We start from the raw sequence: 25,469 nt of genomic DNA on the forward strand, positions 1-25,469 counted from the left end.
TTTAGTATAAAACTATGAATATGTTTTATACGCAGGAAGCCAATCCGGGAGGACTTATTAACGAGTTATTCAAGGGTGTAGGAGGTACGGGGGTAAGGGGGTACGGACCTGCCTGCGGCAGGCAGGGGTACGGAGGTAAGGGGGGTAAGCGGGCACAGGGGTACGGGGGTAAGGGGGTACGGAAATTAAGATGATTGATTATAGATTATGAATTAGAGATGAGGGAGTTTCGGCAAAGAAGGAATTATTAAATTCCCTATTCTTTAGCGACCCTGGTTTAACGGAACGCAGGACTGCGCCCTCGCCTCCTTTACTCCTTTAGAGCTCCGATGTTACCAGGCACGGAAGATTAAATTATCAAATTGATACAAGCATACCGGGCACATTTCATGAACCTTTTTAATTCTTTCTAATATGATTTATCAAGGAAAGACATCGCCATCCCCTTCAGGGGAGGTGCCCGAAGGGCGGAGGGGTTGGCCCGACGATTATCTTATTGATTTTTTACTGTTGGAATGGAAGGAGTGATCGGCTTATCAACCAGCACATTAATTTAAAAAGCTGCCGCCCTACCTTTTTTACAGTTTCTCATGAACAATAGTAATAACCGTAGCATTGACTTTTATGCGATTCTCTGAGGTTTTCAGGATCCAGTGATCGCTATCTTCTGTAATTTCAAAGGAACCTTCCTCCAGGGAGGGTTTTTCGAAGCGCGACTTCGGCAGGATCACCTCCGTTTTCCAATTGTTCAGGGAATGTGATATCGTATAGGACAGCTCACTATCTTCTATGGCATAGTCGAGGTTTACCTCCCCGTTTCCAACCGCAACGTTGGTGAGGCCGGCTTGCTTCCATTCGGAAGGCATTTGCGGGCGGATGATGAGTGTTTCCAAAGCGGCCCTGGGCTGCACGCCGAAGAACTGTCCGATTATGGGTACAGCGAAACTGTAGATGTTCCAGGCCTGGGTCATCATCCCGTAATCGGGAGATACTTCGTATATACTCCCCGGAAGGGCATACCCAAAGGTTCGTGTCATGCGTTTAAGGTAGTCCAGAGCTGCATCGGGCCTGCCGTAATTATTTTCTGCGATGGCCTGAACTCCGGTGGGCAGGGTCATTACCGCCCCTGTATAGGAAAAGACCTTGCTGCCTTTAAAGGAGGCTGAATCTGAACCTGCAGTTTCATCCCGGTCAATACCGGTCACGAAAACGCCAAAGGGATTCACGAAGTTTTCGGCGGTTTTAAGGGCTTTCAGCGCCTTTTCTTTGGGGGCTATCCCGGTTTCCATGGGGGTATTTACCACCCAGTTATGGTGTACCACAAAAGGACGGGGCATGGAGGAAGGATTATCCAGGATCTGCTGTTTTGTGTTCTCCAATTCTTCCACGGCCCAGGGTTTATTCAGGGTGTCGGCGCGGATGATGGCATCCTCGATAAGTTTCAGGGCCTGGGCGTCGGTCCCTATGAAATCGGCATAGGAGTTGAAGGGCTCCGACCAGAACCTTCGGTTGATCGCTTCCTTGAGCTTCCCGGCTTTATCAGCATAGGCTTTGGAAAGGCTGTCCTGTTCCAGGGCAGCGGCAAGGTAGGAGGCATCATCATACCCTTTCTGGGTGTATACGGCCACATCGATCATTTCGCTGTCCAGTCCGTGAATCTCCATCATTCCGAATCCGTCCGGAAATCCGTTTCCATCTTTATCCTTTTCATTTTCCAGCCATTGCAGCCCTTTTTTTACAGTGGGGAAATACCGTGCTGCAAAGTCGCGATCTCCGCTCCAGTCGTAAATGGTTCGGATGAGGCTGGCAAACTGGGGGGTTTCGTTAATATTTCCCCGGTTAAAGACCGCTCCGTTGGTGGAAACTTCATGCACGATACGGCCGTTTCCGTTGGTGGCCATGGAAATGCTGTCAAGCAGGCGTATGGTGTTATACACCACATCGCGTTGCCCTGTCATCATATACCCCTGGAGGGCATATTCACTGTCTACCCCGAACCACCAGGGGTAATCTGGGATACCTGCACCGATACCGGTACCAATACCCGGTACCTTGCGCACCAGCCAGTCGCAATTGTATTTCAGCCACCGGAATGCCTCTTCCAGGTCTTTGTCTGGAATGGTTAATGCAGATCGGTTGGCGATCTGATCGTATCTTGCTGCCTTCTGATTAAGGAACTGAGGCCAGTTGTCTTTTAAGGAATTCAGGGTGTTCATGGCCCGGGTTTCCGATTGGATGCTCCCGGTGATATAGAATCTCAATGGAATTTGCTCTCCGGGTTCCAGGGCCAAAGTGAACAGGTAGCTTGCAGCTGTTCCACTGCCTTTATAAGGTGTTTCCGAAGAGACCATCTCATCGGCAGGCAGGGAAGACCGGACAAGGGCATACCAGGAGTTATTCTTATCACTGAAGATGCAAAGCGCCTTATCTTTTTGTATCGTTACCGTATCCCGGGCATCCTGCATGCCTGTTTGTTCTCCCAGCCAGGTGGGTCTCAGGTCACTGTATACCGTGAATTCGGCCTGCAGGGATTGGGGTGTATCTGAGGTATTGGTCAGGATGTATTCCACCACAATACCTTCCATATCATCGGGAATAAACTGCGATCGGCTAACATTAAGCTGCTGGGCTTCCAGTTGAAATTCATGCCTGTTGGCATAAGGAAGGTTCAGGAACATCTGCGCATCGTCGAGCCTGGTATTTTGATTGTCAGCACTGATCCGGAGGTCAAATCCGTCGAGAAGTTTTATCGGGTGATCCCATACCCCGCCCATTTCTCCGGGCAGATGCCATCCCAATTCGGGAAAATCCCCATTTTGATGGCCAACCATATAAAGGCGGTTTCCCGCAGTGACAAAGGGAGAATTCAGGTAGTCTTTCTTGCCGGGAATACTTTCAGCATTAGACATCATCGTGGCCATTGTCGGGGTATACTTTTCGGTATTACAGCTAAGACAAAGCCAGCAAAGGGTGAGTGCAGTAATCAGGTTTTTCATAATGGAAGGTTGTAAGGTTAAAGTTAAGGATTAAGTTGGAAATGGAAGTAACCGGGCTATGGGAACACCATGGAAAGCAGAATTGCTGCCGGCCTGTTTTTATTCGGTGACTTCTTCTGAATATGGAAGGGTTTTTATTTATTTTTGCTGTATGATAAAATTAGGCGATTACAATACCCTTCATATTTTAAGGCATACTTCGGTGGGGCTTTTCCTGGGGGATGAGGATGGAAATGAGATCTTACTACCCAATAAATACGTTCCGGAGACCTATGAAATAGGGGATACCATGAACGTTTTCTGTTACCTGGATCACGAGGAGCGCCCGGTATCGGTAACCCTGAAACCGAAGATCACCATAAATTCCTTTGCCTTGCTGCAGGTGGCCGATGTGAATGATATCGGAGCATTTATGGACTGGGGGATGGAGAAGCACCTTTTTGTTCCTTTTAAGGAACAGGCCCGAAAAATGCAAGAAGGCAAGTGGTATATCGTGTATATGTACGAAGACGAGAAGACCGGCCGACTGGTGGCCAGCAGTAAGACCGATCGTTTTCTTGACAACAGGAAACCGGATGTTTCCCGGTTCGATACTGTAGAACTCATGGTGTATCGCTATACCGACCTCGGAGTGGAAATGATCGTGAACGGGAAGTACAAGGGGTTGGTCTATAAGGATGAGATCTATAAAAAGCTTCATCTTGGAGAACAATTAACCGGTGTGGTTAAAAAGGTAAGGGAAGACAATAAGATCGACCTTTCCCTGGAACAGCTCGGATTTAAAAATTTGGAGCCCAGTGCACAAAAGGTCATGGAGGTGCTTGAGGAAAACCACGGATTTCTGGCGCTGCACGATAAAAGTGAACCCGAAGTGATCCGGGAGCAACTGGAGATGAGCAAGAAATCCTTTAAAAGGGCCATAGGGGTCTTATACAAGCAAAAGAGCATTCGTATAGAAGAGGATGGGATCTACCTGATGTAGTTTCCCAAATACCAGATTTGAATCAGAATTTTATAAATTGAAAAACAAAATACAGGCCATGAGCGAGTTGTCTAGTCCGGAATGGAAAACAGTAAAGGAATACGAGGATATCACCTATAGAAAATGCGACGGGGTTGCCCGGATCGCTTTTAATCGTCCTGACGTTCGAAATGCCTTCCGTCCGAAAACAGTTGGAGAATTATTTGAAGCGTTCCTGGACGCCCGTGAAGACACATCTATAGGGGTGGTATTGCTGTCTGCAGAAGGCCCCTCATCCAAAGACGGAAAATATTCATTTTGCAGCGGAGGCGACCAGAATGCAAGGGGACACCAGGGATATGTGGATGACGAGGGAATGCCCCGACTGAACATTCTTGAAGTGCAGCGTCTTATTCGCTTTATGCCGAAAGTTGTTATCGCGGTTGTACCGGGATGGGCAGTTGGCGGCGGACACAGTTTGCATGTAACCTGCGACCTTACGTTGGCGAGTAAAGAGCATGCCATATTCAAACAAACCGATGCCGACGTAACCAGTTTTGACGGCGGGTACGGATCTGCCTACCTCGCTAAAATGGTTGGACAGAAAAGAGCCAGGGAGATCTTTTTCCTCGGGAGAAATTACTCGGCACAGGAGGCCTTTGATATGGGTATGGTCAATGCAGTAGTGCCTCATGCCGACCTGGAACAAACCGCCTGGGAGTGGGCTCAGGAGATCCTTCAAAAATCGCCTACCTCTATCAAAATGCTCAAATTTGCATTTAATCTTACAGACGACGGAATGGTAGGTCAGCAGGTGTTTGCCGGGGAGGCCACACGACTGGCATATATGACCGAAGAAGCAAAAGAAGGAAGAAATGCGTTTTTAGAAAAAAGAAAGCCTAACTTTAAAGACATTAAATGGATCCCGTAATATAAACCAATAACAACCAATACTTATGCCTTTTGTTGAAGAGAAACACCTTGTAGACATTCACCGGCATTTGGAGGAGAAGGAGATATCTGAGGAGCGACTTGCCCGTGAGCTGAGAAAACAGCGTTTACTGAATAAGAAATACAGAAAGACCAATGTGCGATTGCTCTGGTCTTTGGTCTCGGCCGCCATGGTAGTCCTGGTGATCGTAGTGACCTATCTTTTAAAACCTTCCATCTTTGTCGACCAGGAGCGGTTAAGTTCCGAAAACAAGGTATTACTCGATAAGGGGCAGCTGGCAGAGTTGCAGGGTACGCTGGAAGGAAAGTCTGAAGAGATCGAGAACCTGAAGCACATCCTGCAAACCCTGGATTACCGGGCGCTGGATGATGAGGTGGTGTATACCGTGCAGGTAGCCGCCCTGGTAAATGAAAATGTGGACCTGGTTTCTGAAGATCTTCTTAATATGAATATTTACAAGGATCTTCCCTATAATAAATTTGCACTTGGCAGCTTCGCCAATCTGAAAGACGCCCAAAAGTTGAGGAAGGCCCTTGTAAAACTGGGCTTTAAGGATGCTTTTGTAGCGTCATACAGAAACGGGAAGCGCATTAAAATTGAAGACCCCGAATTAAATGAATAACATCAGGGCATTTGTTTCTGCCGCACGCTTACGTACCTTACCGCTTTCTGTATCCGGCATCATAGCCGGAACTGCCATGGCCTCCAGCCAGGGGGCATTCGATTATACCATATTTATCCTGGCCTTGCTTACCACCATCGGGTTGCAGGTGCTTTCTAATTTTGCCAATGATTATGGGGATGGCGTAAAGGGAACCGATAATGCAGAAAGGGTAGGGCCTCAAAGGGCCTTGCAAAGCGGGGCGATTACCCCGGAAGCTATGAAAAGGGCAGTGGTACTCACTGCACTGGTCACCCTGGTATCTGCAGTGGTGCTTATCTACATAGCTTTTGGGAAGGATAAGTTCCTGTACTCTCTCTTCTTTTTTGTACTTGGCCTGGCGGCTGTAGTGGCTGCCATTAAGTATACCGTTGGGGATTCTGCATACGGATACCGGGGACTCGGAGATCTTTTTGTATTTGTGTTTTTTGGATTGGTGAGCGTTGTGGGAAGCTATTTTCTATATGTACAGCAATTGTCTTTAACCGTCTGGCTTCCGGCATTCAGCATCGGCTTACTCAGCGTGGGGGTGCTTAATCTGAATAACATCCGGGATCGTAAAAGCGACGAGCGCTCCGGAAAAATAACCCTGGCGGTTAAACTCGGATCTCAAAAAGCGCGGATATACCAAAATCTTCTCATTGTTTTGGCTATGATTTTTGCTCTCATATACCTAATCGTTAATTTCAATGGCTGGGTGAACCTCTTATGGGTGTTATCTTTCCTTCCGCTGGCTTTTCACCTGAAGCGTTTTAACAGTATAAAAGTGGATGAACTGGTAGATCCGGAACTTAAGAAGCTGGCTATCAGTACGTTTGTATTCTCTGTCATGTTTTTTATAAGTTTTAATATTTTTTTGTAGTTTTATTAGCACAAACTAACGCAACTAGTATCTTGGACGAACTTATTAAAATTCTCATTGTAGAAGACAATGTGATCATCGCAGATGATATGCAATCTATGCTCGAGGAGATAGGTTATAACATTGTCGCTAACGTTATCGATTACGAAAGTGCTATCGAAGCATTGGAGAATAACGAAGTAGATCTTGCCCTTCTCGATGTGATCCTTGCCACGGAAAGAACAGGGATTGATGTGGGTAAATATATACGCGAGAACAAGAATATCCCTTTTATTTTTGTGACTTCCAACTCAGACAAGGCCACCGTGGAAAATGCAAAATCGGTAAAGCCTAACGGTTACCTGGTTAAGCCATTTGAGCAGCAGGACCTGTTTACTTCTATAGAGATCGCCCTTTCCAATTTTAACGAGCAGGTTGCAGAAGCTGCCACCAGGGCAGAGCAGGCCAGTGAGAATAATTCGATTCTCCGGAATTCGATTTTCGTAAAAAAGAATCAGCATTATCACCGTATCGCCTTTGATGATATTCATTATGTAAAGGCCGATAACGTTTACCTGGAAGTGCATACCAAAGATAAAAGCTACCTGGTGCGTTCTGCTATGAAGGATTATATTGAGAAACTTCCGTCGCATCAGTTTTACAGGGCGCATAAGTCGTATATCGTCAATCTCGACCATATTGAGGCCATTAATACCCGGGATATCGTGATCAATGGAGAGACCATTCCGATCTCAAAGGATTTCAGGGATTTTGTGCTGTCCAATATGAACTCCTAAGGGGCTGCCACAGGAAAATTCCGTTTTACCACAAATAGTAGTCACCTGGCAACAATAATTTCATCAAAGATAATGCACTGTATATATTAGCAGTGTTGTTAGTTTGATGCTGATTACACCGCCCTAAATGTTATCAGTATAGTATACCCCAATAGATCCAACTTCATAACCTGCAAGAATGGATTTAAGAGAAAGAGTTCTGACCAGCGTCAGAACTCTTTTTTGTTTTAGAGACAGAGTAGGGCAGGTAGGGAAATGACGAAAGGGGAATTGTAAATTATAGATTATGAATTATAGATTATAAATTAAAGATAGGGTGGTATATACTGCGACCTATACATATTTATGCTATCAATATTTTTAAGATCCATTCACAATTCACAACTCCCGACTCCCGACTAACCACTCACAATTCAAAATTCACAACTCCCGACCTACCGTGCTTCGTACAGGCAGGATCTCCTCCCGTAAGGGATGGCAAGCTCCCGACTCCCGACTCCCGATTCCCGACTAACCACTCACAATTCACAATTCACCTCTCCCGACCTACCGTGCTTCGTACAGGCAGGATCTCCTCCTGTAAGGGATGGCAAGCTCCCGTCTCCCGTCTCCCGACTCCCGATTCCCGATTCCCGACTAACCACTCACAATTCATTGAACATCCCCCTCCCTACACACTTTCATCTGCTCACCACAATTTGGATCACATTCACAACATACATTTTCTATTAAGGTAATTCTGACATACTTTAGAGGTGTTGATACATTAGAGTTGATTATTAGTATAACAACTTGTTTTTCATAATGATGCCCTAAACGAGTTTTAAGTCGCCCCTTAAAACTCGTTTTTTTATGTAATGATTTGAGGTTTAGCGCATTGCGATCTGAGGTTTATTAGGGGTAGTTTTGTAGTTGACATTTCTTACTTTTTTTCCTTAATTCCCGTACTTTTATATTTGATGAACAGGGCATAAATTCACAACAGGATGCTACTGTTATACAACAAAAGTTTATTTGTTGGGATGAAATCAGCTATGTTTACCCTGCTGTTGAGATGTTCATTGTTTTTACAGGCAGACACAGCCTGCCTGCAATAGTCAAAGAAAGCCTAAATACGAGTTTTAGGCTTTTTTTAGGTAACAACGGCTCATTTATTGATAAGACATTGAGAACCCATTTCCTCCATACAAAACCACTACTGGTACTCCTCGGGATAACGTTGTTAACCCTGGGGAGACTTCATGCCGTTACCCAGGATCCGCCTGCCGATGCTTATACCACCTTTTTGAACCTGGAAGATACAGAAGAGCGCTTTGATTACTTTTTCAACAAGCGCCAAAAGTACCAGGGAATCTCGGCCTACAGGTGGAAGGAGAAGTTGGAAGATATTATAAGTAAGATCAATATTGCAGACGATCCGCTATCCCGGCCCTATTATGAGACCATGCTTTGCCAGGTGTATTTTGACCTGGGGGCTTTTGAAAAAGGGGCCTATCTGGCCGATAAACTTTTAGCAGATGAAGCCAACCTGGATCTCGAGGTGAAACGAAGGCTGTTAAAAGTAGCTGACGGGATTTATGCAGAGATGCAACTGTACGAGAAACAGCTGGAGGTGCGAAAGGCCCAGGAACGACTCGGAGAAAAAACAGAATTGTATACGGTATATGAGAAAATGGGACTGCACCGTCACGCCCTTACCGATTATGAGATCAGGTATCCGCTGGATTCTGTTAAGACCGAAGGAAATTTTGCCCTGGCTGCCTACCACAGGAAAAGGGCCGATTTTAAACGGCAGGATGGACGGTTAAACCTTACCGCTATTAAAGAATACGAGACGGCCTTAGCCCTGATCGATGAGTATATAAACATCCAGGGGATCAGTTCTGAAGAAGAATTCAGGGAGGCCATCTTTCTTCGCGGTCAGATCCTTGGTGGGATAGGGAAGTGTATGCTAAATCTCGGAAAATACCGGGGAGCCATTACCTACCTGGAACAGGGGGTGTCTTCCGGCCGGAATTACGAGCGCGGTAAATTTCCTTATTACACTGCGGAATACTGGACCGATCTGGCAGAGTGTTATCTGAAGGAGAGAGACCTGGAAATTGCCGGCAAGTACCTGGATAGTGTGGGTGGAATAGGAACGGTATCACCTTCAAATAAGTTCCGATATTACCATCTCAGGGCCGATCATCTTCTCGGGTTGGGAGAAGTGGAAAAGGCTGCGGTGTATCTCAGACGCTACTCGAATGGGAGGGATTCCCTGGAAAAGTCGGTAATGGATAAACAACTACTCGGACAGTATGCGGCCTTTGATATGGACCAGCAAACCAAAAGAAAACTGGAGCGGCAGCGTATTGACCTGGAGCATAATAAGAATGAGATCCTTGAACGGGAAAAGATCATTTACCTTAGTATCGTAGCGCTTTTATTCAGTTTGCTTTGCGTGGTGGCACTTATTGTAGCTTATATGAAAAGCGTTCGCAACAAGAAGCTCATTGAAGAACAGAAACAGTTTATTGAGGACTCCCTGGTGGAGAAGGATTCCCTGTTAAAAGAGATCCACCACAGGGTGAAGAACAACCTTCAGATGGTTTCCAGTCTGCTGAACCTGCAATCCAAGAACACCAGGAGCAGGGCAGCTATCAATGCCCTGGAGGAAGGGCAGCGTAGGGTAAAGGCCATGGCCCTGATCCATCAGAAATTATATCAGAACGACGATCTTTCTGTTATTGAAATGCAGGAATACATAGAATCGCTCGTAGCCAGTATTCATTCGGTATTTAAAAAGGAAGGTTATCAAACCAACATTCATATTGCTGCTGAAAAGACCAAGTTGGATGTAGATCGCGCTATTCCCATTGGCCTGATCCTGAATGAACTCGTGTCTAATTCCTTTAAGTACGCTTTTGCCGAAAATAAAGAAGGGAACATTTATATCACCCTTCAAAATAAAGGCGAAGAATACGCCTTTGAATACAAGGATGATGGCAAGGGACTGCCTGACGATTTTGAGCAGACTTCCATAGGGTCTATGGGGCTTCGTTTAATCAGGCGTCTGGCCAATCAGTTGCGTTCAAATCTTCAGATAGACACCGAGGCTTCCGGAGCCCGATTCTGGTTTAATTTTGGTTAAATTTTACTACTTTTAACCTGAACCAATTTAGAGATATCGTATGAAGATCACCTTTTACGGTCATGCCTCTCTTGGCATCGAAGTAAACGGGGTACACCTGGTGGTGGATCCCTTTATTTCAGGAAATGAGAAGGCCGCATCTGTAGCTATTGACGAGATTAAAGCAGATTATATACTTGTAACTCATGCCCACCAGGATCATATCCTGGATGTGGAGCGTATTGCTAAAAATACCGGTGCTGTAGTGGTTTCTAATTTTGAGATCGCCTCCCATTTCGGAAATAAAGGTCTGGAAATGCACCCGATGAATCACGGGGGAAACTGGGATTTTGAATTTGGTAAACTAAAATATGTGAATGCCATTCACACCTCTTCCTTTCCTGATGGTTCCTATGGCGGACAGCCCGGTGGATTCGTGATCGAAGGGGAGCACAAGAATATCTATATCGCCGGGGATACTGCCCTTACCTGGGATATGAAGCTTATTCCGATACAGACCAAACTTGACCTGGCCATTCTGCCAATTGGAGATAATTTCACCATGGGGGTTGATGATGCCATTATAGCCGCTAACTTTCTCGAATGCGATAAGGTTCTAGGGTATCATTACGATACTTTCGGATATATTGAGATCAACCATGAGGAAGCCAAACGTAAATTTTATGAGAGTAACAAAGATCTGATGTTACTGGAGATCGGTGAAAGTTTAGAATTATAAATGGAAGGCAGATACCTGAGGTATGTCCTCAATTTCAAACGTCCCAGCGGAACTTCCAGGGGAGTGCTCACTACTAAGGAAACCTGGTTTCTGATACTCGAAGAAGGCGGTAAAACCGGAATAGGCGAGTGTGGGATCCTACGTACCCTCAGTGTGGATGATCGGCCGGATTATGAAGAAAAACTATACTGGCTTTGCAACAATCTTCACCGGGACCCTGAGGAGATCTACCGGGAATTAACCGAATTTCCCTCCATACAGTTTGGTTGGGAACAAGCCTTATTATCATTAAGGTCGAATGATCCTTTTTTGTTGTTTCCATCCGATTTCACAAAGGGTACATCTTCGATTGCCATTAACGGATTGATCTGGATGGGCAACCCTGATTTTATGCAGGAGCAGATCGAAGAAAAACTCAACCAGGGTTTTGATTGTATTAAAATGAAGATCGGGGCCATAGATTTTGATTCGGAGATCGCCTTGCTAAGGACCCTTAGGAAACGATATTCCAGGGATGTCATACAGCTTCGGGTAGACGCCAACGGGGCTTTTTCTAACCAGGAGGCCCTCCAAAAACTGGAGGTCTTAAGTTCCCTGGACCTGCACTCGATAGAGCAACCCATCAAGGCCGGACAACCGGAAGCGATGGCTGACTTGTGCCGGTATACACCTTTACCCATAGCCCTGGATGAAGAGCTTATAGGCGTATTTTCTGCCAGCGAAAGGGGAGAGCTGCTCAACCATATCCGCCCACAGTATATTATTCTTAAGCCCAGTCTTGTTGGAGGCTTTAAAGCCTGTGATGAGTGGATCGACCTGGCCGGAGAAGTTAATGCAGGCTGGTGGATCACCAGTGCCCTGGAAAGTAACATAGGCCTCAATGCCATTGCGCAGTATACATACACCCTTCACAATCCGATGCCTCAGGGCTTGGGGACAGGAAGTCTGTTTACCAACAATATCCAGGCTCCTTTGGAAGTCGGGAACGGGATGCTTAAATATAATGTAAGCAGCAAGTGGGAATTGCCCGAGGCATTTCATATCAAAGGAGGCAAGGCCCATTAACCGGGAAATGATAAACATGAGATCCCGGGGATTCCTATTAATTTTACAACTAACAACTAACAACTAACAACTAACAACTAACAACTAACAACTAACGACTAACTACTAACGATTAACTACTAACGACTAAAGATTAACAACTAACGACCCAAAATCCTTATTAACGATGTATATAGAACAAGCATATAAAGGGAAACCTGAACTTTGGAAATACCTTATTATTCCCGGACTTTTCCTGGGGTATATGGCCCTGAATTTTATCGTTCTGCTCTTTTTGCCGGAAGGGGAAATAGAACAGATGATGGCCAAAATGATCGAGCAGGAGGGAGAGATCAATTTTTTAATACAGATGCTGCTGCCTTTTGCCTTTGCCCTGGGGATGCTATTGGTTTGGGTGAAATATATTCACAAGCAATCGATCACGGCCCTGACCACTTCCCGGAAAAAGATCGACTGGGGAAGGATATTTTTCGCTTTTTTCCTTTGGGGAGCGGTGACCACCATACTGGTGTTCGTCGATTATGGTTTAAAGCCGGAGCATTATAAATGGAATTTTGATCTGATGATGTTTTTACAGCTGGCCCTGGTTGGTATTTTGCTGATCCCTCTGCAAACCAGCTTTGAAGAATATTTCTTCAGAGGATACCTGATGCAGGGGATAGGAATTTATTCGGGAAACAGATGGTTACCACTGGTGGTTACATCCCTGTTCTTTGGATTACTGCACCTGGGGAATCCCGAAGTGGGGAAACTGGGCTATGGCATTATGTTGTATTACATCGGTACTGGTTTCTTCCTGGGTGTGTTAACCCTGATGGATGAAGGTTTAGAGCTGGCCATCGGGTTCCACGCTGCCAATAATTTGTTTACCGCCTTGCTTGTTACCGCGAACTGGACCGCCTTTCAAACTCCTTCGGTATTAAGGGATATTGCAGAACCCTCTATAGGATTCGATGTTGTGGTTCCGGTTTTCATCGTTTTCCCTGCTTTATTATGGATTTTTGGGAAGCGATATGGATGGACGAACTGGTCTGAAAGATTGACGGGTAAAGTCGCTAAGGAAGAAGCGGTTGTTGCTGTAGATCAATAATACTTTTCCCCTTTGTTACCATAGGAATAAAAAGTAATTTTACATTATGAATCCCACGTACGATAAAATACACCTGAAGTTTAAGCTCAATGGAAATCCTTTCAGCAGGGAAGATCTGCAGGAGGTGGCTTATAGCTTCGTCAAAGAAGGGAAACCCTTCGAAAAGTCTGTTGGTAACTTTTTAATGGATTGGCTGGATCATCATGATTTCATTGAGGTCACTACCTCAGGATCTACTTCCCGCCCAAAACGGGTAAAGGTCGATAAGCAATATATGGTTAATTCAGCTCTGGCTTCCGGAGACTTTTTTGGACTTAATCCCGGAGATACTGCGCTGCATGCGTTGCCTGCCGACTTTATAGCGGGAAAAATGATGCTGGTAAGGGCTATGATACTCGGCCTGGAGATCGATCTGGTAGAGCCGGGTTCAAAACCGCTGAAAAAAACAGAAGAATCCTACGACTTTTCGGCGCTCACACCCATGCAGCTCTATAATTCTCTGGATGATCTCGATCGTATTAAAAAGCTGATAGTAGGAGGAGCACCCGTAAGCAGGGAGCTTATCGAAAGTATTCAGGACAAGCGAACGATGGTATATGAAACCTACGGGATGACGGAAACCGTTACCCATATCGCAGCCCGTCAACTCAATAATTTTAAGAATGCGAAAGAAGTGGAGCAGTCCTATTTCAGGGTGCTTCCGAACATTTCCATTAAAACCGATCAGCGGGGATGCCTGGTGATCGATGCCCCTCACATTACCGATGAGACCGTGGTAACCAATGACCTGGTAAGTATTGTAGATAACAACCAGTTCGAATGGCTGGGCCGGTACGATAATATGATCAACTCCGGAGGTGTAAAGCTTATCCCGGAACTTATCGAAGAGAAGTTTGCCCAATCCCTGAGCAACCGTTTTTTCGTTTGCGGGATGAAGGATAAGGAGCTGGGAGAGAAGCTCGTTATGGTAATTGAAGATGACCCGGCTAAGGAAGATGATTACTGGGATACCCTGAAAAAGGTAAAAGGCCTCGGAAAATATGAAATGCCAAAATCGCTCCTTTTTACCGATCGGTTCGAAGAAACAGAAAACGGTAAGGTGATCCGGCATGCTACCCTTGAAAAGGTGCAGGTAGGGAGTCGTTAGTCGGGGGAGTAGTTAGTCGGGAGTCGTGAGTGGGGAGACGTTAGTGGTTAGTTGTGAATCGTGAACTTACCTGTTTGAATGCATTAGTCGGATTTGATTTTAGGACGGAAACCGTATTATACATGTATTCAGTAACGAAAATCAGTTTATGGGACACCGAATATTGCACCTGTCTTTTCCAACCTAAGAATTTTTATCTGTGCTTACACATATGGTCATAAGGAACCGGGATCAGGGCCGGTTAGAGGATTCACCTTCGAGCCTGGAACATGCCAAATCTGTATTTTAGACATTACCCTGCCTGCAAGTTTACAGGGCTGTCTTTCAAAAAGTGAAGAAAGCGGATATCGTGAATTTTTAAATTTCGGGGATTCTATTCACTCCATACCTCTTTAATGATCCATCATTTCAAGGCCTGACGTTTCTCTACTGCCAACTCACTACTAACGACCTACCGTGCTTCGCACAGGCAGGATTTCCTCCCGTATGGGATGGCAAGCTCCCGACTCACTACTAACGACTCACCAAAAAGTTTACTGCTGCATCTTGAAGTAATAGTCGGCAGAGTGTTTTCCGCTTCCGTAGAAAAGAAAGAATAGACAAAGCACCAGGGCAACCAGGGAAAGGATCAGGTTCGCGGTATGCATCTCTCCCACAAAATTGATAGCTACTGCGCCAATGAGGATTGGTAATTGGGCTGCAGCAGACCACCTCGTTAGTAAGCCAAAGGCGATGAGGATGCCTCCTACCATATGAGCGGGAGCCACGTAATGTATCATCATCATAGATCCCATCCATCCCTGGAAGGGTTCAATCAGATCGATCAGGTATTGACTGTTTGCAATGAACTTTGTGCCTTTTAAGAAAAGAAATACACCCAGGGCAATTCGCAACAGGTCGAGCGGATAATAAGTGTGCGCATTGGCCCACTTATTGAGGTTTTTTACAGTTTCCATAATCAGTTTGTTTATAGTCTTAATTTACTAAAAATCAATGACTTATAAAATAGGTGCGCCAGGGTTTCTGAATCTCTCAGATATGCAGTATTTTTCTGAAAAAATTAGTAAAATGATACGAGTTTTGATCCTTTGTTTTTTCGTTGGCATGCACTGTGGTTTCGGGCAACAAATATTGCCGGAACGGGAACGGGCAAGAGTGGTCGATGAGATCCTTGCAGAACGCCTGAATCACCTGTTACCCGAACTGATGGACAGGTCGGGTATTGATATGTGGGTGGTGATCTCCAGGGAATATAACGAGGATCCCGTACTCCGGACCATGTTGCCTGCCACCTGGCTCAATGCCAGAAGAAGAACCATTTTGCTGTTTTACCGCGATCGGGAAAAGGATACCCTCGAGAAACTGGCGGTAGCCCGTTATGATTTCGGAGCCAATATCAAAGGGGCCTGGGATAAGGAGCAGCAACCCGACCAATGGGCAAGGCTGGTGGAACTTATTAAAGAGCGGGATCCGCAGAAAATAGCTCTCAACTTTTCAGAGCATTTCAACATTGCCGACGGATTGGTACATACCGATCTGGAGGAGTTTAAGTCTTATCTGGAACCGGAATTGGAGGAGCGGATCGTATCCGCCGAGCCCCTGGCTGTTGGGTGGATCGAAACTCGTACACCCCGGGAAATGATGATCTATGAACAATTAGTGGAGATCACCCACAATATTATTGCAGAAGCTTTCTCTGAAAAGGTGATCACCCCGGGAGTTACCACGACCACCGATGTGGAGTGGTGGATGCGGGACAAGGTCACTCAGCTCGGATTGGAAACCTGGTTTCATCCAACGGTGGATGTGCAGCGAAATAATGAAGGCCTTACGGGGCACCTGTATTCATTTTCAGATCGGCCGGATCAGGAGATCATTCAGCCCGGAGACCTCCTCCACTGCGATTTTGGAATCACTTACCTGAGGCTGAATACAGACTGCCAGGAACTGGCCTATGTATTGAAACCCGGAGAAACGGATGCTCCGGATTTTCTCCTTGACGCCCTGGAGGAAGGGAACAGGGTCCAGGATATTTTAACGGATCAATTTAAGACAGGAAGACGGGGTAACGAGATCCTCCTCTCTGCTTTAAAGCAAGGCAAGGCGGAGGGGTTGCATCCGGCCATCTATACCCATCCCCTGGGTAGTTATGGGCATTCTGCAGGCCCTACCATAGGGATGTGGGACAGCCAGGGAGGAGTGCCCGGCGATGGCGATTATACGCTTTTTCCCAATACAGTTTACGCGATCGAACTGAATACCACCGTGCATATCGAAGAATGGAACCGGGATATCCGGGTGATGTTGGAAGAAGCCGGATTTTGGGGAGATAATGGGTTCAGGTATGTCAAAGGCAGACAGACCGACCTGTTGCTTATTCCCCGTGTAAAAGATCATTTAGGAGAATAAAGGGGCTGAAAACAGAAGGGATGTAGCGCCTGCCTTTTTGCCGGTTTCAGCATAGTTTGTAATGGCATCCCGGAGTATTAGGAACTCAAAAGCAGCCTCATTTTTTAATGTTCCATTGAAATTGCTAAGTCATGGATATTCACATAAGGCCATTTAAGAGATCAGATATCGGGAGCCTGGCAAAACATGCCAATAATCCGAAAATAGCCCGTTTCCTTTCCGATCAGTTTACCTATCCGTATTCCGAGGAGGATGCTGCTGCTTTCATTGAACAGGCCTTAAGTCGCAATCCATTACGCAGTTTTGCGATTACCATCAATAACGAAGTGATCGGCGGAATAGGGATTCATCCCCAGGAGGACATTCACCGGAAAAATGCCGAGATCGGGTATTGGGTGGCAGAACCATACTGGGGTAAAGGTATCATGACTAAAGCGATATCATGGATGCTGGAATACGGATTCGCAACCTTTGATATCGAACGGATCTTCGCCAAAACCTTTTTTGAGAATCAGGCCTCCCAGAAAGTGCTGCTTAAAAATGGATTCAAAAAGGAAGCACATTTTAAAAAAACCGTCTTTAAGAATGGTGTCCTGCACGATGAATTCGTTTTCGGGATCCGAAGGGAGGAGGTGGGGTCACGGGAGTAGGGAGTTTGAGTTTGAGTTTGAGTTGGAGTGGGGAGTTGTGAGTCGTTAGTCGTTAGTCGTGAGTTGGGAGTCGTGAGTAGGGAGTTTGAGTTGGAGTTGGAGTTGGAGTGGGGAGTTGTGAGTCGTTAGTCGTGAGAAGGGAGTTTTTAGGGCATAGCTTGAGCTAGCTGGCTGTATTTGACGGTTAAAAAATCCTGTAAATTACTCTTACCATCCTTCATTATCTGCCAGATATCTTCCTGAAATCTTCCATGGTAGCCTTTAAAAATACCCCTGCAAAGAGGTTGCAGGGGCGAATGACATCAGGTTTGGATCACGCCCAGGTTAAAGTCTTTTTCTATCGGGGCGTGATTCGCAGCTTCAATACCCATGGAAATCCATTTTCGGGTTTCTGCAGGGTCGATGATCGCATCCGTCCACAGGCGTGCGGCGGCATAATAAGGCGATACCTGCTCATCATATCGCGATTTTATTTTATTAAAGAGTTCCTGTTCTTTTTCTTTGGTGATGGTTTCACCCTTCTTTTTCATTGCCGCCGTTTCGATTTGCAGCAGTACTTTTGCGGCCTGGGAACCTCCCATAACAGCCAGTTCTGCACTTGGCCAGGCACATATAAGGCGCGGATCATACGCTTTTCCGCACATGGCGTAATTCCCGGCCCCGTATGAGTTTCCAATGACAATCGTGAATTTGGGAACTACGGAATTACTCACCGCATTCACCATTTTTGCTCCGTCTTTGATAATGCCTCCGTGCTCTGATTTACTGCCTACCATAAAACCGGTAACGTCCTGAAGAAATACCAGGGGTATTTTCTTTTGGTTGCAATTGGCAATGAATCTGGTGGCTTTATCTGCAGAATCTGAATAGATAACCCCTCCGAACTGCATCTCACCCTTTTTGGTTTTCACCACCTTTCTCTGGTTGGCTACGATACCTACAGCCCATCCGTTGATTCGGGCATAACCGGTAATAATGGTTTGTCCGTAGCCCTCCTTATACGCTTCAAATTCCGAGTTATCCACAAGGCGTTGGATAATCTCCATCATATTATACTGATCGCCCCTGGATTTTGGAAGTATGCCATAGATCTCGGCAGGGTCTGCCTTAGGTTTGGCGGGTTTGGACCGGTTAAATCCGGCCTTTTCAAAATCCCCGATCTTATCCATGATATTCCTGATCTTTTGCAGGGCATCCTTATCGTCCTTGGCTTTATAATCGGTAACCCCGCTGATCTCGCTGTGGGTGGTGGCCCCGCCCAGGGTCTCATTATCGATATTTTCTCCGATCGCGGCTTTAACCAGGTAGCTTCCTGCGAGGAAAATACTTCCGGTCTTATCCACGATCAGCGCTTCATCACTCATGATAGGGAGGTAGGCCCCTCCGGCCACGCAACTGCCCATAACAGCAGCGATCTGGGTGATTCCCATACTACTCATAATGGCATTGTTTCTGAAAATACGGCCGAAATGCTCTTTGTCGGGAAAGATCTCATCCTGCATGGGGAGGTAGACCCCGGCACTGTCCACCAGGTAGATGATGGGAAGGCGGTTTTCCATGGCGATCTCCTGGGCTCTCAGGTTTTTCTTGCCTGTGATGGGAAACCATGCTCCGGCCTTTACTGTTGCATCGTTGGCCACTACAACACATTGCTTTCCACTTACATACCCGATCACTACTACCACACCTCCGGACGGGCAGCCACCGTGTTCTTCATACATCCCATCTCCGGCAAATGCCCCGATCTCCAGGTGTTCCGAATTCTTGTCCAGTAACAGGCTGATGCGTTCACGGGCCGTTAGTTTTCCCTGGTCGTGTAATTTGGCAATGCGCTTTTCGCCCCCGCCTTTTTCAACCTTGGCCAATTTTTGTTTTAATGCAGAAACCAGTAATTTATTGTGATCTTCGTTTTTGTTGAAGTTGATATCCATCATGCAATTTTTGAGTTGGTATTATTTGATCCGGGCCCGAAGCAGGGATGATCTCCGGACGGCCATGGTACCGGGCCGTGATCGGACCCTGTAAACACCTAGCTAAAATACAAAATCAATAGGGATTTAATTCCGCATAAATTTCCTTAATTTTAACGATATTTGCCCGCTTTAGGTATCAAAAACTAACAGAATCAAATACAGAACAAGAAAATGAGTATGAATAAAAATACAGTATTGGCTTGGGCCACCTGGATCATGATTTTTGTGGGGCTCGGACTCATTGCTATGGGAGCATTTAAATATCAGGAAGTAGCCGGATGGGGATTTGCCGCAGTAGGAGTAGGTTTCTTTTCGATTGCATGGGTGTTCAATGCACTCAAAGGAAGAGTATAAGTGGTATTGTTTTAAAAATTAAAAGAACGTATGTCAGACGATAAAAAAGTGATCTTTTCGATGTCGGGGGTGTCCAAAACCTATTCCGGCGCTAACAAGCCGGTATTGAAAAATATTTACCTGAGTTTCTTTTACGGAGCGAAGATCGGGATCCTCGGTTTGAACGGATCCGGAAAGTCGACCTTGCTGAAGATCATTGCAGGGATCGATAAGAATTACCAGGGCGATGTGGTATTTGCACCCGGGTATTCCGTAGGGTACCTGGAGCAGGAACCACAGCTGGATGAAGAAAAGACCGTACTTGAGATAGTAAAGGAAGGTGTTGCAGAAACTGTGGCCATTCTGGACGAGTACAATAAGATCAATGATATGTTTGGTTTGCCTGAGGTCTATGAGGATGCAGATAAAATGCAGAAACTGATGGATAAGCAGGCCGAGCTCCAGGATAAAATCGATGCGGTCAATGCCTGGGAACTGGACAATAAACTGGAGGTGGCCATGGATGCCCTGCGTACCCCGGAACCGGATACCCCGATAAAGGTGTTGTCGGGAGGAGAGCGCAGAAGGGTAGCCTTGTGCCGACTCTTGCTGAAGGAACCGGATGTGCTTTTACTGGATGAACCTACCAACCACCTGGATGCCGAATCTGTGCTCTGGCTGGAGCAGCATTTGCAGCAATATAAGGGAACGGTAATTGCCGTAACACACGACCGCTATTTCCTGGATAATGTTGCGGGATGGATCCTGGAACTGGACAGGGGAGAAGGTATTCCGTGGAAAGGAAACTATTCTTCCTGGCTGGATCAAAAGGCAAAGCGTCTTGCACAGGAACAGAAACAGGCCTCTAAAAGACAGAAAACCCTGGAGCGCGAGCTGGAATGGGTGCGAATGGCTCCTAAAGGGAGACAGGCCAAGCAAAAGGCACGTTTGAATAATTACGACAAATTACTCAATGAAGATCAAAAGCAACTCGATGAAAAACTGGAGATCTATATCCCGAACGGTCCGCGTCTCGGAACCAATGTGATCGAGGCGAGTGGGGTTGCCAAAGCTTTTGGCGACAAATTGCTCTATGAAAACCTGAACTTTAAATTGCCACAGGCGGGAATCGTAGGTATTATTGGTCCCAATGGAGCTGGGAAGACCACCATTTTCCGGATGATCATGGGAGAAGAAGAGCCCGATAAAGGAGAATTCAAGGTGGGAGATACCGTGAAGATCGCCTATGTAGACCAGTCGCATAAAGATATTGACCAGGAGAAGACCATTTGGGAAAATTTCTCTGAAGGTCAGGAACTGATCATGATGGGTGGGCGGCAGGTAAATTCGAGAGCCTACCTGAGCAGGTTTAATTTCTCAGGAAGTGAGCAGAACAAAAAGGTATCGGCCCTCTCCGGGGGAGAGCGTAACCGACTCCACCTGGCCATGACCCTGAAAGAAGAAGGAAACGTTCTGCTTCTGGATGAGCCTACCAATGACCTGGATGTGAATACCCTCCGGGCGCTGGAAGAAGGACTGGAGAATTTCGCAGGGTGTGCCGTGGTGATCTCCCACGACCGATGGTTCCTGGACAGGATCTGTACACACATTCTTGCTTTTGAAGGAAATAGTGAGGTGTATTTCTTTGAAGGTTCTTTCTCAGATTATGAAGAGAACAAACGTAAACGTTTGGGAGAAGATGTTACTCCGAAACGTATTAAGTATAAAAAGCTGATTAGGGACTAGAGAGTAGAGAGTAGAAGGGCAGGTTTGTGCACCGTTGCAGTGTATTTGCTTGTAACCTTTATACCTCTTGAGGTAAACCTCTCTTCCTGACCGGGAAACCCGGAACGGTGAAAGTGCTCTCCCTGTATAGCATCAAAAAAGCGGATCTGTAACAGATCCGCTTTTTTATTTTCCCTATACCTTTTAAAGGTATATCTTTTAGAATTCTTCGCTCTTATCCTGAATCATTCACCATTCATTCACAATTCCTGCCTACCCAGCGGTACGAAAGGATTTCCTCCCGAAAGGGATGGCAGGTATCATTCCGTATACCAATTTCGGAGTCTTACCTCGGTATCTTTGTTTTCTGCTTCTACCAACGCCTTAAATTTCTCCGTATCGCTTATTTCCGGGCGGCCCCGGTAGTGGTATGGGTAAACAATATGCGGTTTGAAGTCGTTCACTGCACTTGCTGCCTGTTCCACGGTCATGGTATAGGGCATGTTCATGCATATAAAAGCAACGTCGATGTTTTCGAGGTTGCGCATTTCGGGAATGTCTTCGGTGTCTCCACTAATGTAAATGCGTTGATCGCCAAGCGTTAGAATGTATCCATTACCTCTGCCTTTAGGATGCCGGCTCTCTTCGGTTTCCGGTAGGTTGTACATCGGAATGGTTTCGATGCCAATGCCGTTTACAGTAGTCTTTTCCCCATTTCCGATTACTGAGGTTGCCCGTGCAGGGTTATCGGGTAACAAATCGTGTACTGCCTGAGGAACCACAAAATGGGCGTCCTGAACAGGCAGGGCATTCAGGGTTTCCTCGTTATAGTGATCCCCGTGAATATCTGTGATAAGAACCAGGGTGGGAGCAGCAATTTCCGAAAATCGTTCCGCGCCACCATACGGGTCTACATATATGGTCTGGTCTTTCCAGGTGATGGCCAAGGTTCCGTGTACAATAGGTTGGATCGTTATATCTCCTATAACATCGGCAGCATTTTCCTGGGCAACTATAGGTTGCAAAGAAAGAAGAAAGAGAAAAGACAATAGTAAACCAAGGTGTGTTTTCATAACTTTTTTGTTTTTAAAGTTACGAAAAACCCTTCATCTTATCAATTAGTGTATGGGGGATGGTGAATCCCTTTAAGTAATAAGAAGTTGATTTTGAGGAAAATTCAGGATCGGTCCGCTTTTAAGCGATTGTTCTCCGCTTTCAGCTTTAAATTCCTGTAAAGCGCTACAATAAGCAAGGCGAGACAGATTACGAATCCCGAGGTTGCAACAGAAGTAAGACGTGCAACATTAACTTCCTGGATTAAGGTTGTCATGGTAATGCTAATTTATAGGTTAACAATTTGGGTTTGCGACTGCTAATATAGAAAAAAAAGTAGAGTTTGTACTTTTTAACGTTTTAACTGCCTGATTTTGTAGACGAAAATTACTTTATATTAGAAATTATTTTCTCCATTTTAATACTGCTTCTTTGGTAAGGGGCGTCTTTTTCCAATGGAATTTCTCTGAAACCGAACTTTTGGTAGATATGCAGGGCATTTTTTAGTTTCACGCTGGAATATAAAATAATCTTTTCCCAGGATTCCGATCGGGCCAGGTCCATGCAATGTTCCATGAGCAGGTGTCCGATATGCTGACCTCTGAAATTTTTATCAACTGCCATTTTTCCCAGTTCGAAAACTTTTTCCGAGACCCTGAGCAGGGCATAGCACCCTACAACCTCCTCATTTTGTATTGCAAAATAGATATAGCCGCCTTTTTGTATAATGTGTTCCTCGCAGGAATTCAGGATAACCATATCGTGATCTTCAACGTAGAAGTATTCTTCCAGCCAGGCCTTATTCAGGGCTATGAAGTGTGGCTGGTAACGCTTTTGATAAGGTACGATCTCAATATCGCTGTTTGCCGTCATTACTTCCTTATAAAATCAGACACCAGGTAGGCAAGGGCTTTCCCTGTTAGAGCCATTTCTTTGGGGTTATCCGGATCGGGTGCTGCCTCACACAGGTGGAGGTAGGTCGCGTTCTTTGATCTCGATGCATTAAACACCATCTGTCTTACGGTTTCCAGGCTTAGTCCGCAAGGGCTATGCGCACTGCTGGGCATATAGGCAATGGCGTCCATATCGACTTCAAGACCGAATTTTCCGCCTTTGACAAAATTTATAGACTCATTGATCTCGAACTCCAGGCCCTTTTCCCTTCTTATAAACAGCTCCTCGAAGGTGTTGTAGGCAATGCGGTCCTCCTGGTCTATCTTTTTAAAGATTTTTTTGGAAGTATAATTTTCATGAATGCCGAACATGAAATATTTATCCAAAAAGCCTTCATAATAGGCCCAGCTAAACCCATTGCCACTATGCCTTGATTCTCTTTTTCTAAAGTCGGTATGGGCATCGATATTGAGTACATTGATGCCTAATCCAAGCGCAAGGGAACTTCCTTTAATGTTGCCGTATGCATTATTGTGCCCTCCACCAATGATAATAGGTTTCTTACCTGAAGAAACGATCTTTCTTACCAAGTCTGTAACTTCCTTATCGATGCCTTCGGTGATACTTCTGCACTTTAAAATCCGTTCTTCGCCGGATAGCCCTTCAATGCTTTTAAGGGAGTCAGAAAAATCGAGATGTCCAAGTACAAGTACTTTGGACCCTTTGGTAAATGCGTTGTGCTGCATATTGAGAATGGCCTTCAATGCGGCTTCCCACGCATATCTGGTTCCCGGCTGCCCGTGATTCCCCATAACCCCGATATCCTCAGGAATACCAAAAAGCACGAACCTGGCTCCGGAAGCCTGTAACTGTTCCTCCAGATCTCCCCCGGAGTTAAGCACCTCCGTTTTCTCTCCAAACTTGGTTTCTCCGGCCCGGATTTTGGTCAGGGAATGAATTTTTTTTAAATCGTAAGTGATTAATTTTGAAGGCATTATATAAAAATAATTCTTAAATGAGTGCGAAAATAATCTAAAATAAATTTCTGTGCGTATATATAGCGGTGGGTAATTTATAAAAAAGAAAGACTATATTAACGCCCCAATAAATTTAAAAACTAAATTATGACTGACACAAAAAGTAATAACGGATTAAAAGTGATCGCCGGTTTACTGGCCGCTGCACTTATTGCTACTGTCTTTTATACAGTGAGTTTGTATAATGACAAGAAAGAAACCACCGCTAAACTGGTATCGGAAAAAAATCTTGTAATTGAAGACCTGAACAATCTGAAATCAGATTACGACCGTGCCATTTCTGAAAGCGAATCTGCAAATGCACAGCTGGTGGATGCCAGAAATAAGATCTCTGCGTATATTGATTCTGTTAAGACCATGAAGGCAGATATCAGTGCCCTTTCCCGTTACAGACGCCAGGTTCGTCAGCTTACCAAAGAGCGTGAATACCTGCTTGCTCAGAACGATTCCTTAAGATCGTCTAATGCATTACTGGCTATGGAAGTAGACAGTACTAAGGTAGCCCTGGAAGAGCAATCTATGTTTACGGATTCCCTGCTTGTTCAGAACACCCAACTGGCTAAGGTTGTTGAAACCGGATCTGCTTTAGGATTAAGTAAATTTACTGTTGAGGCCGTAAAAGAGCGTAACAGTGGAAAACTGGTAACCGTTAATAATAACAGACGTGCCGATAAGATCAGAATTTGCTATACCGTACTGGCTAACAGAATTGCCAAGCCAGGAGCAAAGCAATTCTACATCCAGGTTACTGATCCATCCGGTCAGATCCTTGGAGAGCGCGCTGTAGCCGCCATCCAGCCTGAAGAAGAAGGACAGGAAGGAAACAGCATTACCTACAGTAAGGCTTCAAGCTTCTACTATGAGAACACTGCTCTTGATGTTTGTGATTTCCTGAACAAACCAGGAGAAGCAGACTTTGCTGAAGGAAGTTATAATGTAGTAGTATTTGATGAGAAGCTGAGAGAACTAGGGTCAGCCCAGTTCGAACTAAAATAATTGATCAGATACCCACTTTTCAGATCATAATGACATCA

23 protein-coding genes are annotated in these 25,469 nt (G+C 45.5%); 16 read left to right on the top strand and 7 right to left on the bottom strand.

Annotation, left to right across the window (positions count from 1 at the left end; genetic code table 11):
• The first annotated feature begins 20 nt into the window (after positions 1-20).
• Positions 21-194 carry a hypothetical protein gene (locus K7R11_RS09460; protein ID WP_224490304.1) on the top strand — a complete coding sequence of 58 codons (174 nt, stop codon included), beginning with the start codon at positions 21-23 and terminating at the stop codon, positions 192-194.
• 384 nt (positions 195-578) lie between these two features.
• Here the strand turns inward: K7R11_RS09460 and K7R11_RS09465 are convergent, their stop codons facing one another.
• Complete coding sequence (locus K7R11_RS09465) at positions 579-2,996, bottom strand: glucosidase family protein (RefSeq protein WP_224490305.1); 2,418 nt, start codon at positions 2,994-2,996, stop codon at positions 579-581.
• A gap of 151 nt (positions 2,997-3,147) precedes the next feature.
• Here K7R11_RS09465 and K7R11_RS09470 point away from each other — a divergent pair, with 151 nt between their 5' ends.
• The 10 genes from K7R11_RS09470 to K7R11_RS09515 all read left to right on the top strand — a co-directional run bounded on the left by K7R11_RS09470 (position 3,148) and on the right by K7R11_RS09515 (position 14,361).
• Positions 3,148-3,978: a CvfB family protein gene (locus K7R11_RS09470; protein WP_224490306.1), complete on the top strand. Its 831-nt coding sequence runs from the start codon at positions 3,148-3,150 to the stop codon at positions 3,976-3,978.
• Between the two features lie 58 nt (positions 3,979-4,036).
• Positions 4,037-4,888, top strand: coding sequence for a 1,4-dihydroxy-2-naphthoyl-CoA synthase (locus K7R11_RS09475; protein WP_224490826.1), 852 nt, complete (start codon positions 4,037-4,039; stop codon positions 4,886-4,888).
• 25 nt (positions 4,889-4,913) lie between these two features.
• The gene (locus tag K7R11_RS09480; protein ID WP_224490307.1) at positions 4,914-5,531 is read left to right on the top strand and encodes an SPOR domain-containing protein; all 618 of its coding nucleotides are present in this window, start codon (positions 4,914-4,916) and stop codon (positions 5,529-5,531) included.
• Positions 5,524-6,432, top strand: coding sequence for a 1,4-dihydroxy-2-naphthoate octaprenyltransferase (menA, locus tag K7R11_RS09485; RefSeq protein ID WP_224490308.1), 909 nt, complete (start codon positions 5,524-5,526; stop codon positions 6,430-6,432). The genes K7R11_RS09480 and menA overlap by 8 nt, the downstream gene beginning before the upstream one ends.
• A gap of 32 nt (positions 6,433-6,464) precedes the next feature.
• Complete coding sequence (locus K7R11_RS09490) at positions 6,465-7,208, top strand: LytR/AlgR family response regulator transcription factor (RefSeq protein ID WP_224490309.1); 744 nt, start codon at positions 6,465-6,467, stop codon at positions 7,206-7,208.
• 1,165 nt (positions 7,209-8,373) lie between these two features.
• Positions 8,374-10,341 (top strand): sensor histidine kinase, encoded by a 1,968-nt coding sequence (locus tag K7R11_RS09495; RefSeq protein WP_224490310.1) that lies wholly within the window; start codon positions 8,374-8,376, stop codon positions 10,339-10,341.
• A 40-nt stretch (positions 10,342-10,381) separates the two neighbouring features.
• Positions 10,382-11,059 carry a metal-dependent hydrolase gene (locus K7R11_RS09500; protein ID WP_224490311.1) on the top strand — a complete coding sequence of 226 codons (678 nt, stop codon included), beginning with the start codon at positions 10,382-10,384 and terminating at the stop codon, positions 11,057-11,059.
• On the top strand, positions 11,060-12,124 hold the full coding sequence (locus K7R11_RS09505; protein ID WP_224490312.1) for an o-succinylbenzoate synthase: 1,065 nt from the start codon (positions 11,060-11,062) through the stop codon (positions 12,122-12,124).
• Positions 12,125-12,290: 166 nt separating this feature from the next.
• Positions 12,291-13,214, top strand: a complete 924-nt coding sequence (locus K7R11_RS09510) for a CPBP family intramembrane glutamic endopeptidase (protein ID WP_224490313.1) — start codon at positions 12,291-12,293, stop codon at positions 13,212-13,214.
• 46 nt (positions 13,215-13,260) lie between these two features.
• Positions 13,261-14,361: an AMP-binding protein gene (locus tag K7R11_RS09515; protein ID WP_224490314.1), complete on the top strand. Its 1,101-nt coding sequence runs from the start codon at positions 13,261-13,263 to the stop codon at positions 14,359-14,361.
• Between the two features lie 533 nt (positions 14,362-14,894).
• On the opposite strand, the gene K7R11_RS09520 is transcribed toward K7R11_RS09515, so the two are convergent.
• Entirely contained in the window at positions 14,895-15,317 is a 423-nt protein-coding gene (locus K7R11_RS09520) for a DoxX family protein (protein ID WP_224490315.1), read from the bottom strand.
• A 112-nt stretch (positions 15,318-15,429) separates the two neighbouring features.
• On the opposite strand from K7R11_RS09520, the gene K7R11_RS09525 reads away from it, so the two are divergent.
• Both K7R11_RS09525 and K7R11_RS09530 read left to right on the top strand, forming a co-directional pair.
• Positions 15,430-16,770 carry a M24 family metallopeptidase gene (locus tag K7R11_RS09525; RefSeq protein ID WP_224490316.1) on the top strand — a complete coding sequence of 447 codons (1,341 nt, stop codon included), beginning with the start codon at positions 15,430-15,432 and terminating at the stop codon, positions 16,768-16,770.
• A 131-nt stretch (positions 16,771-16,901) separates the two neighbouring features.
• A complete protein-coding gene (locus K7R11_RS09530; RefSeq protein ID WP_224490317.1) occupies positions 16,902-17,420 on the top strand; it encodes a GNAT family N-acetyltransferase in 519 nt (172 codons plus the stop codon).
• A 302-nt stretch (positions 17,421-17,722) separates the two neighbouring features.
• Here the strand turns inward: K7R11_RS09530 and K7R11_RS09535 are convergent, their stop codons facing one another.
• On the bottom strand, positions 17,723-19,351 hold the full coding sequence (locus tag K7R11_RS09535) for an acyl-CoA carboxylase subunit beta (RefSeq protein WP_224490827.1): 1,629 nt from the start codon (positions 19,349-19,351) through the stop codon (positions 17,723-17,725).
• Positions 19,352-19,564: 213 nt separating this feature from the next.
• On the opposite strand from K7R11_RS09535, the gene K7R11_RS09540 reads away from it, so the two are divergent.
• Both K7R11_RS09540 and ettA read left to right on the top strand, forming a co-directional pair.
• Positions 19,565-19,747 (top strand): CAL67264 family membrane protein, encoded by a 183-nt coding sequence (locus K7R11_RS09540; protein ID WP_224490318.1) that lies wholly within the window; start codon positions 19,565-19,567, stop codon positions 19,745-19,747.
• Between the two features lie 30 nt (positions 19,748-19,777).
• On the top strand, positions 19,778-21,472 hold the full coding sequence (gene ettA, locus K7R11_RS09545) for an energy-dependent translational throttle protein EttA (RefSeq protein WP_224490319.1): 1,695 nt from the start codon (positions 19,778-19,780) through the stop codon (positions 21,470-21,472).
• Positions 21,473-21,771: 299 nt separating this feature from the next.
• On the opposite strand, the gene K7R11_RS09550 is transcribed toward ettA, so the two are convergent.
• The 4 genes from K7R11_RS09550 to K7R11_RS09565 all read right to left on the bottom strand — a co-directional run bounded on the left by K7R11_RS09550 (position 21,772) and on the right by K7R11_RS09565 (position 24,393).
• Positions 21,772-22,524 (bottom strand): MBL fold metallo-hydrolase, encoded by a 753-nt coding sequence (locus tag K7R11_RS09550; protein ID WP_224490320.1) that lies wholly within the window; start codon positions 22,522-22,524, stop codon positions 21,772-21,774.
• 104 nt (positions 22,525-22,628) lie between these two features.
• The gene (locus K7R11_RS09555) at positions 22,629-22,781 is read right to left on the bottom strand and encodes a hypothetical protein (RefSeq protein WP_224490321.1); all 153 of its coding nucleotides are present in this window, start codon (positions 22,779-22,781) and stop codon (positions 22,629-22,631) included.
• Positions 22,782-22,891: 110 nt separating this feature from the next.
• The gene (locus K7R11_RS09560; protein ID WP_224490322.1) at positions 22,892-23,377 is read right to left on the bottom strand and encodes a GNAT family N-acetyltransferase; all 486 of its coding nucleotides are present in this window, start codon (positions 23,375-23,377) and stop codon (positions 22,892-22,894) included.
• The gene (locus tag K7R11_RS09565) at positions 23,377-24,393 is read right to left on the bottom strand and encodes a formimidoylglutamase (RefSeq protein ID WP_224490323.1); all 1,017 of its coding nucleotides are present in this window, start codon (positions 24,391-24,393) and stop codon (positions 23,377-23,379) included. The genes K7R11_RS09560 and K7R11_RS09565 overlap by 1 nt, the downstream gene beginning before the upstream one ends.
• A 129-nt stretch (positions 24,394-24,522) precedes the next feature.
• Here K7R11_RS09565 and K7R11_RS09570 point away from each other — a divergent pair, with 129 nt between their 5' ends.
• Positions 24,523-25,431: a hypothetical protein gene (locus K7R11_RS09570; protein ID WP_224490324.1), complete on the top strand. Its 909-nt coding sequence runs from the start codon at positions 24,523-24,525 to the stop codon at positions 25,429-25,431.
• Positions 25,432-25,469 lie beyond the last annotated feature (38 nt).

Origin of the sequence: Robertkochia flava (assembly GCF_020166515.1) — a bacterium.
GTDB lineage: Bacteria > Bacteroidota > Bacteroidia > Flavobacteriales > Flavobacteriaceae > Robertkochia > Robertkochia flava.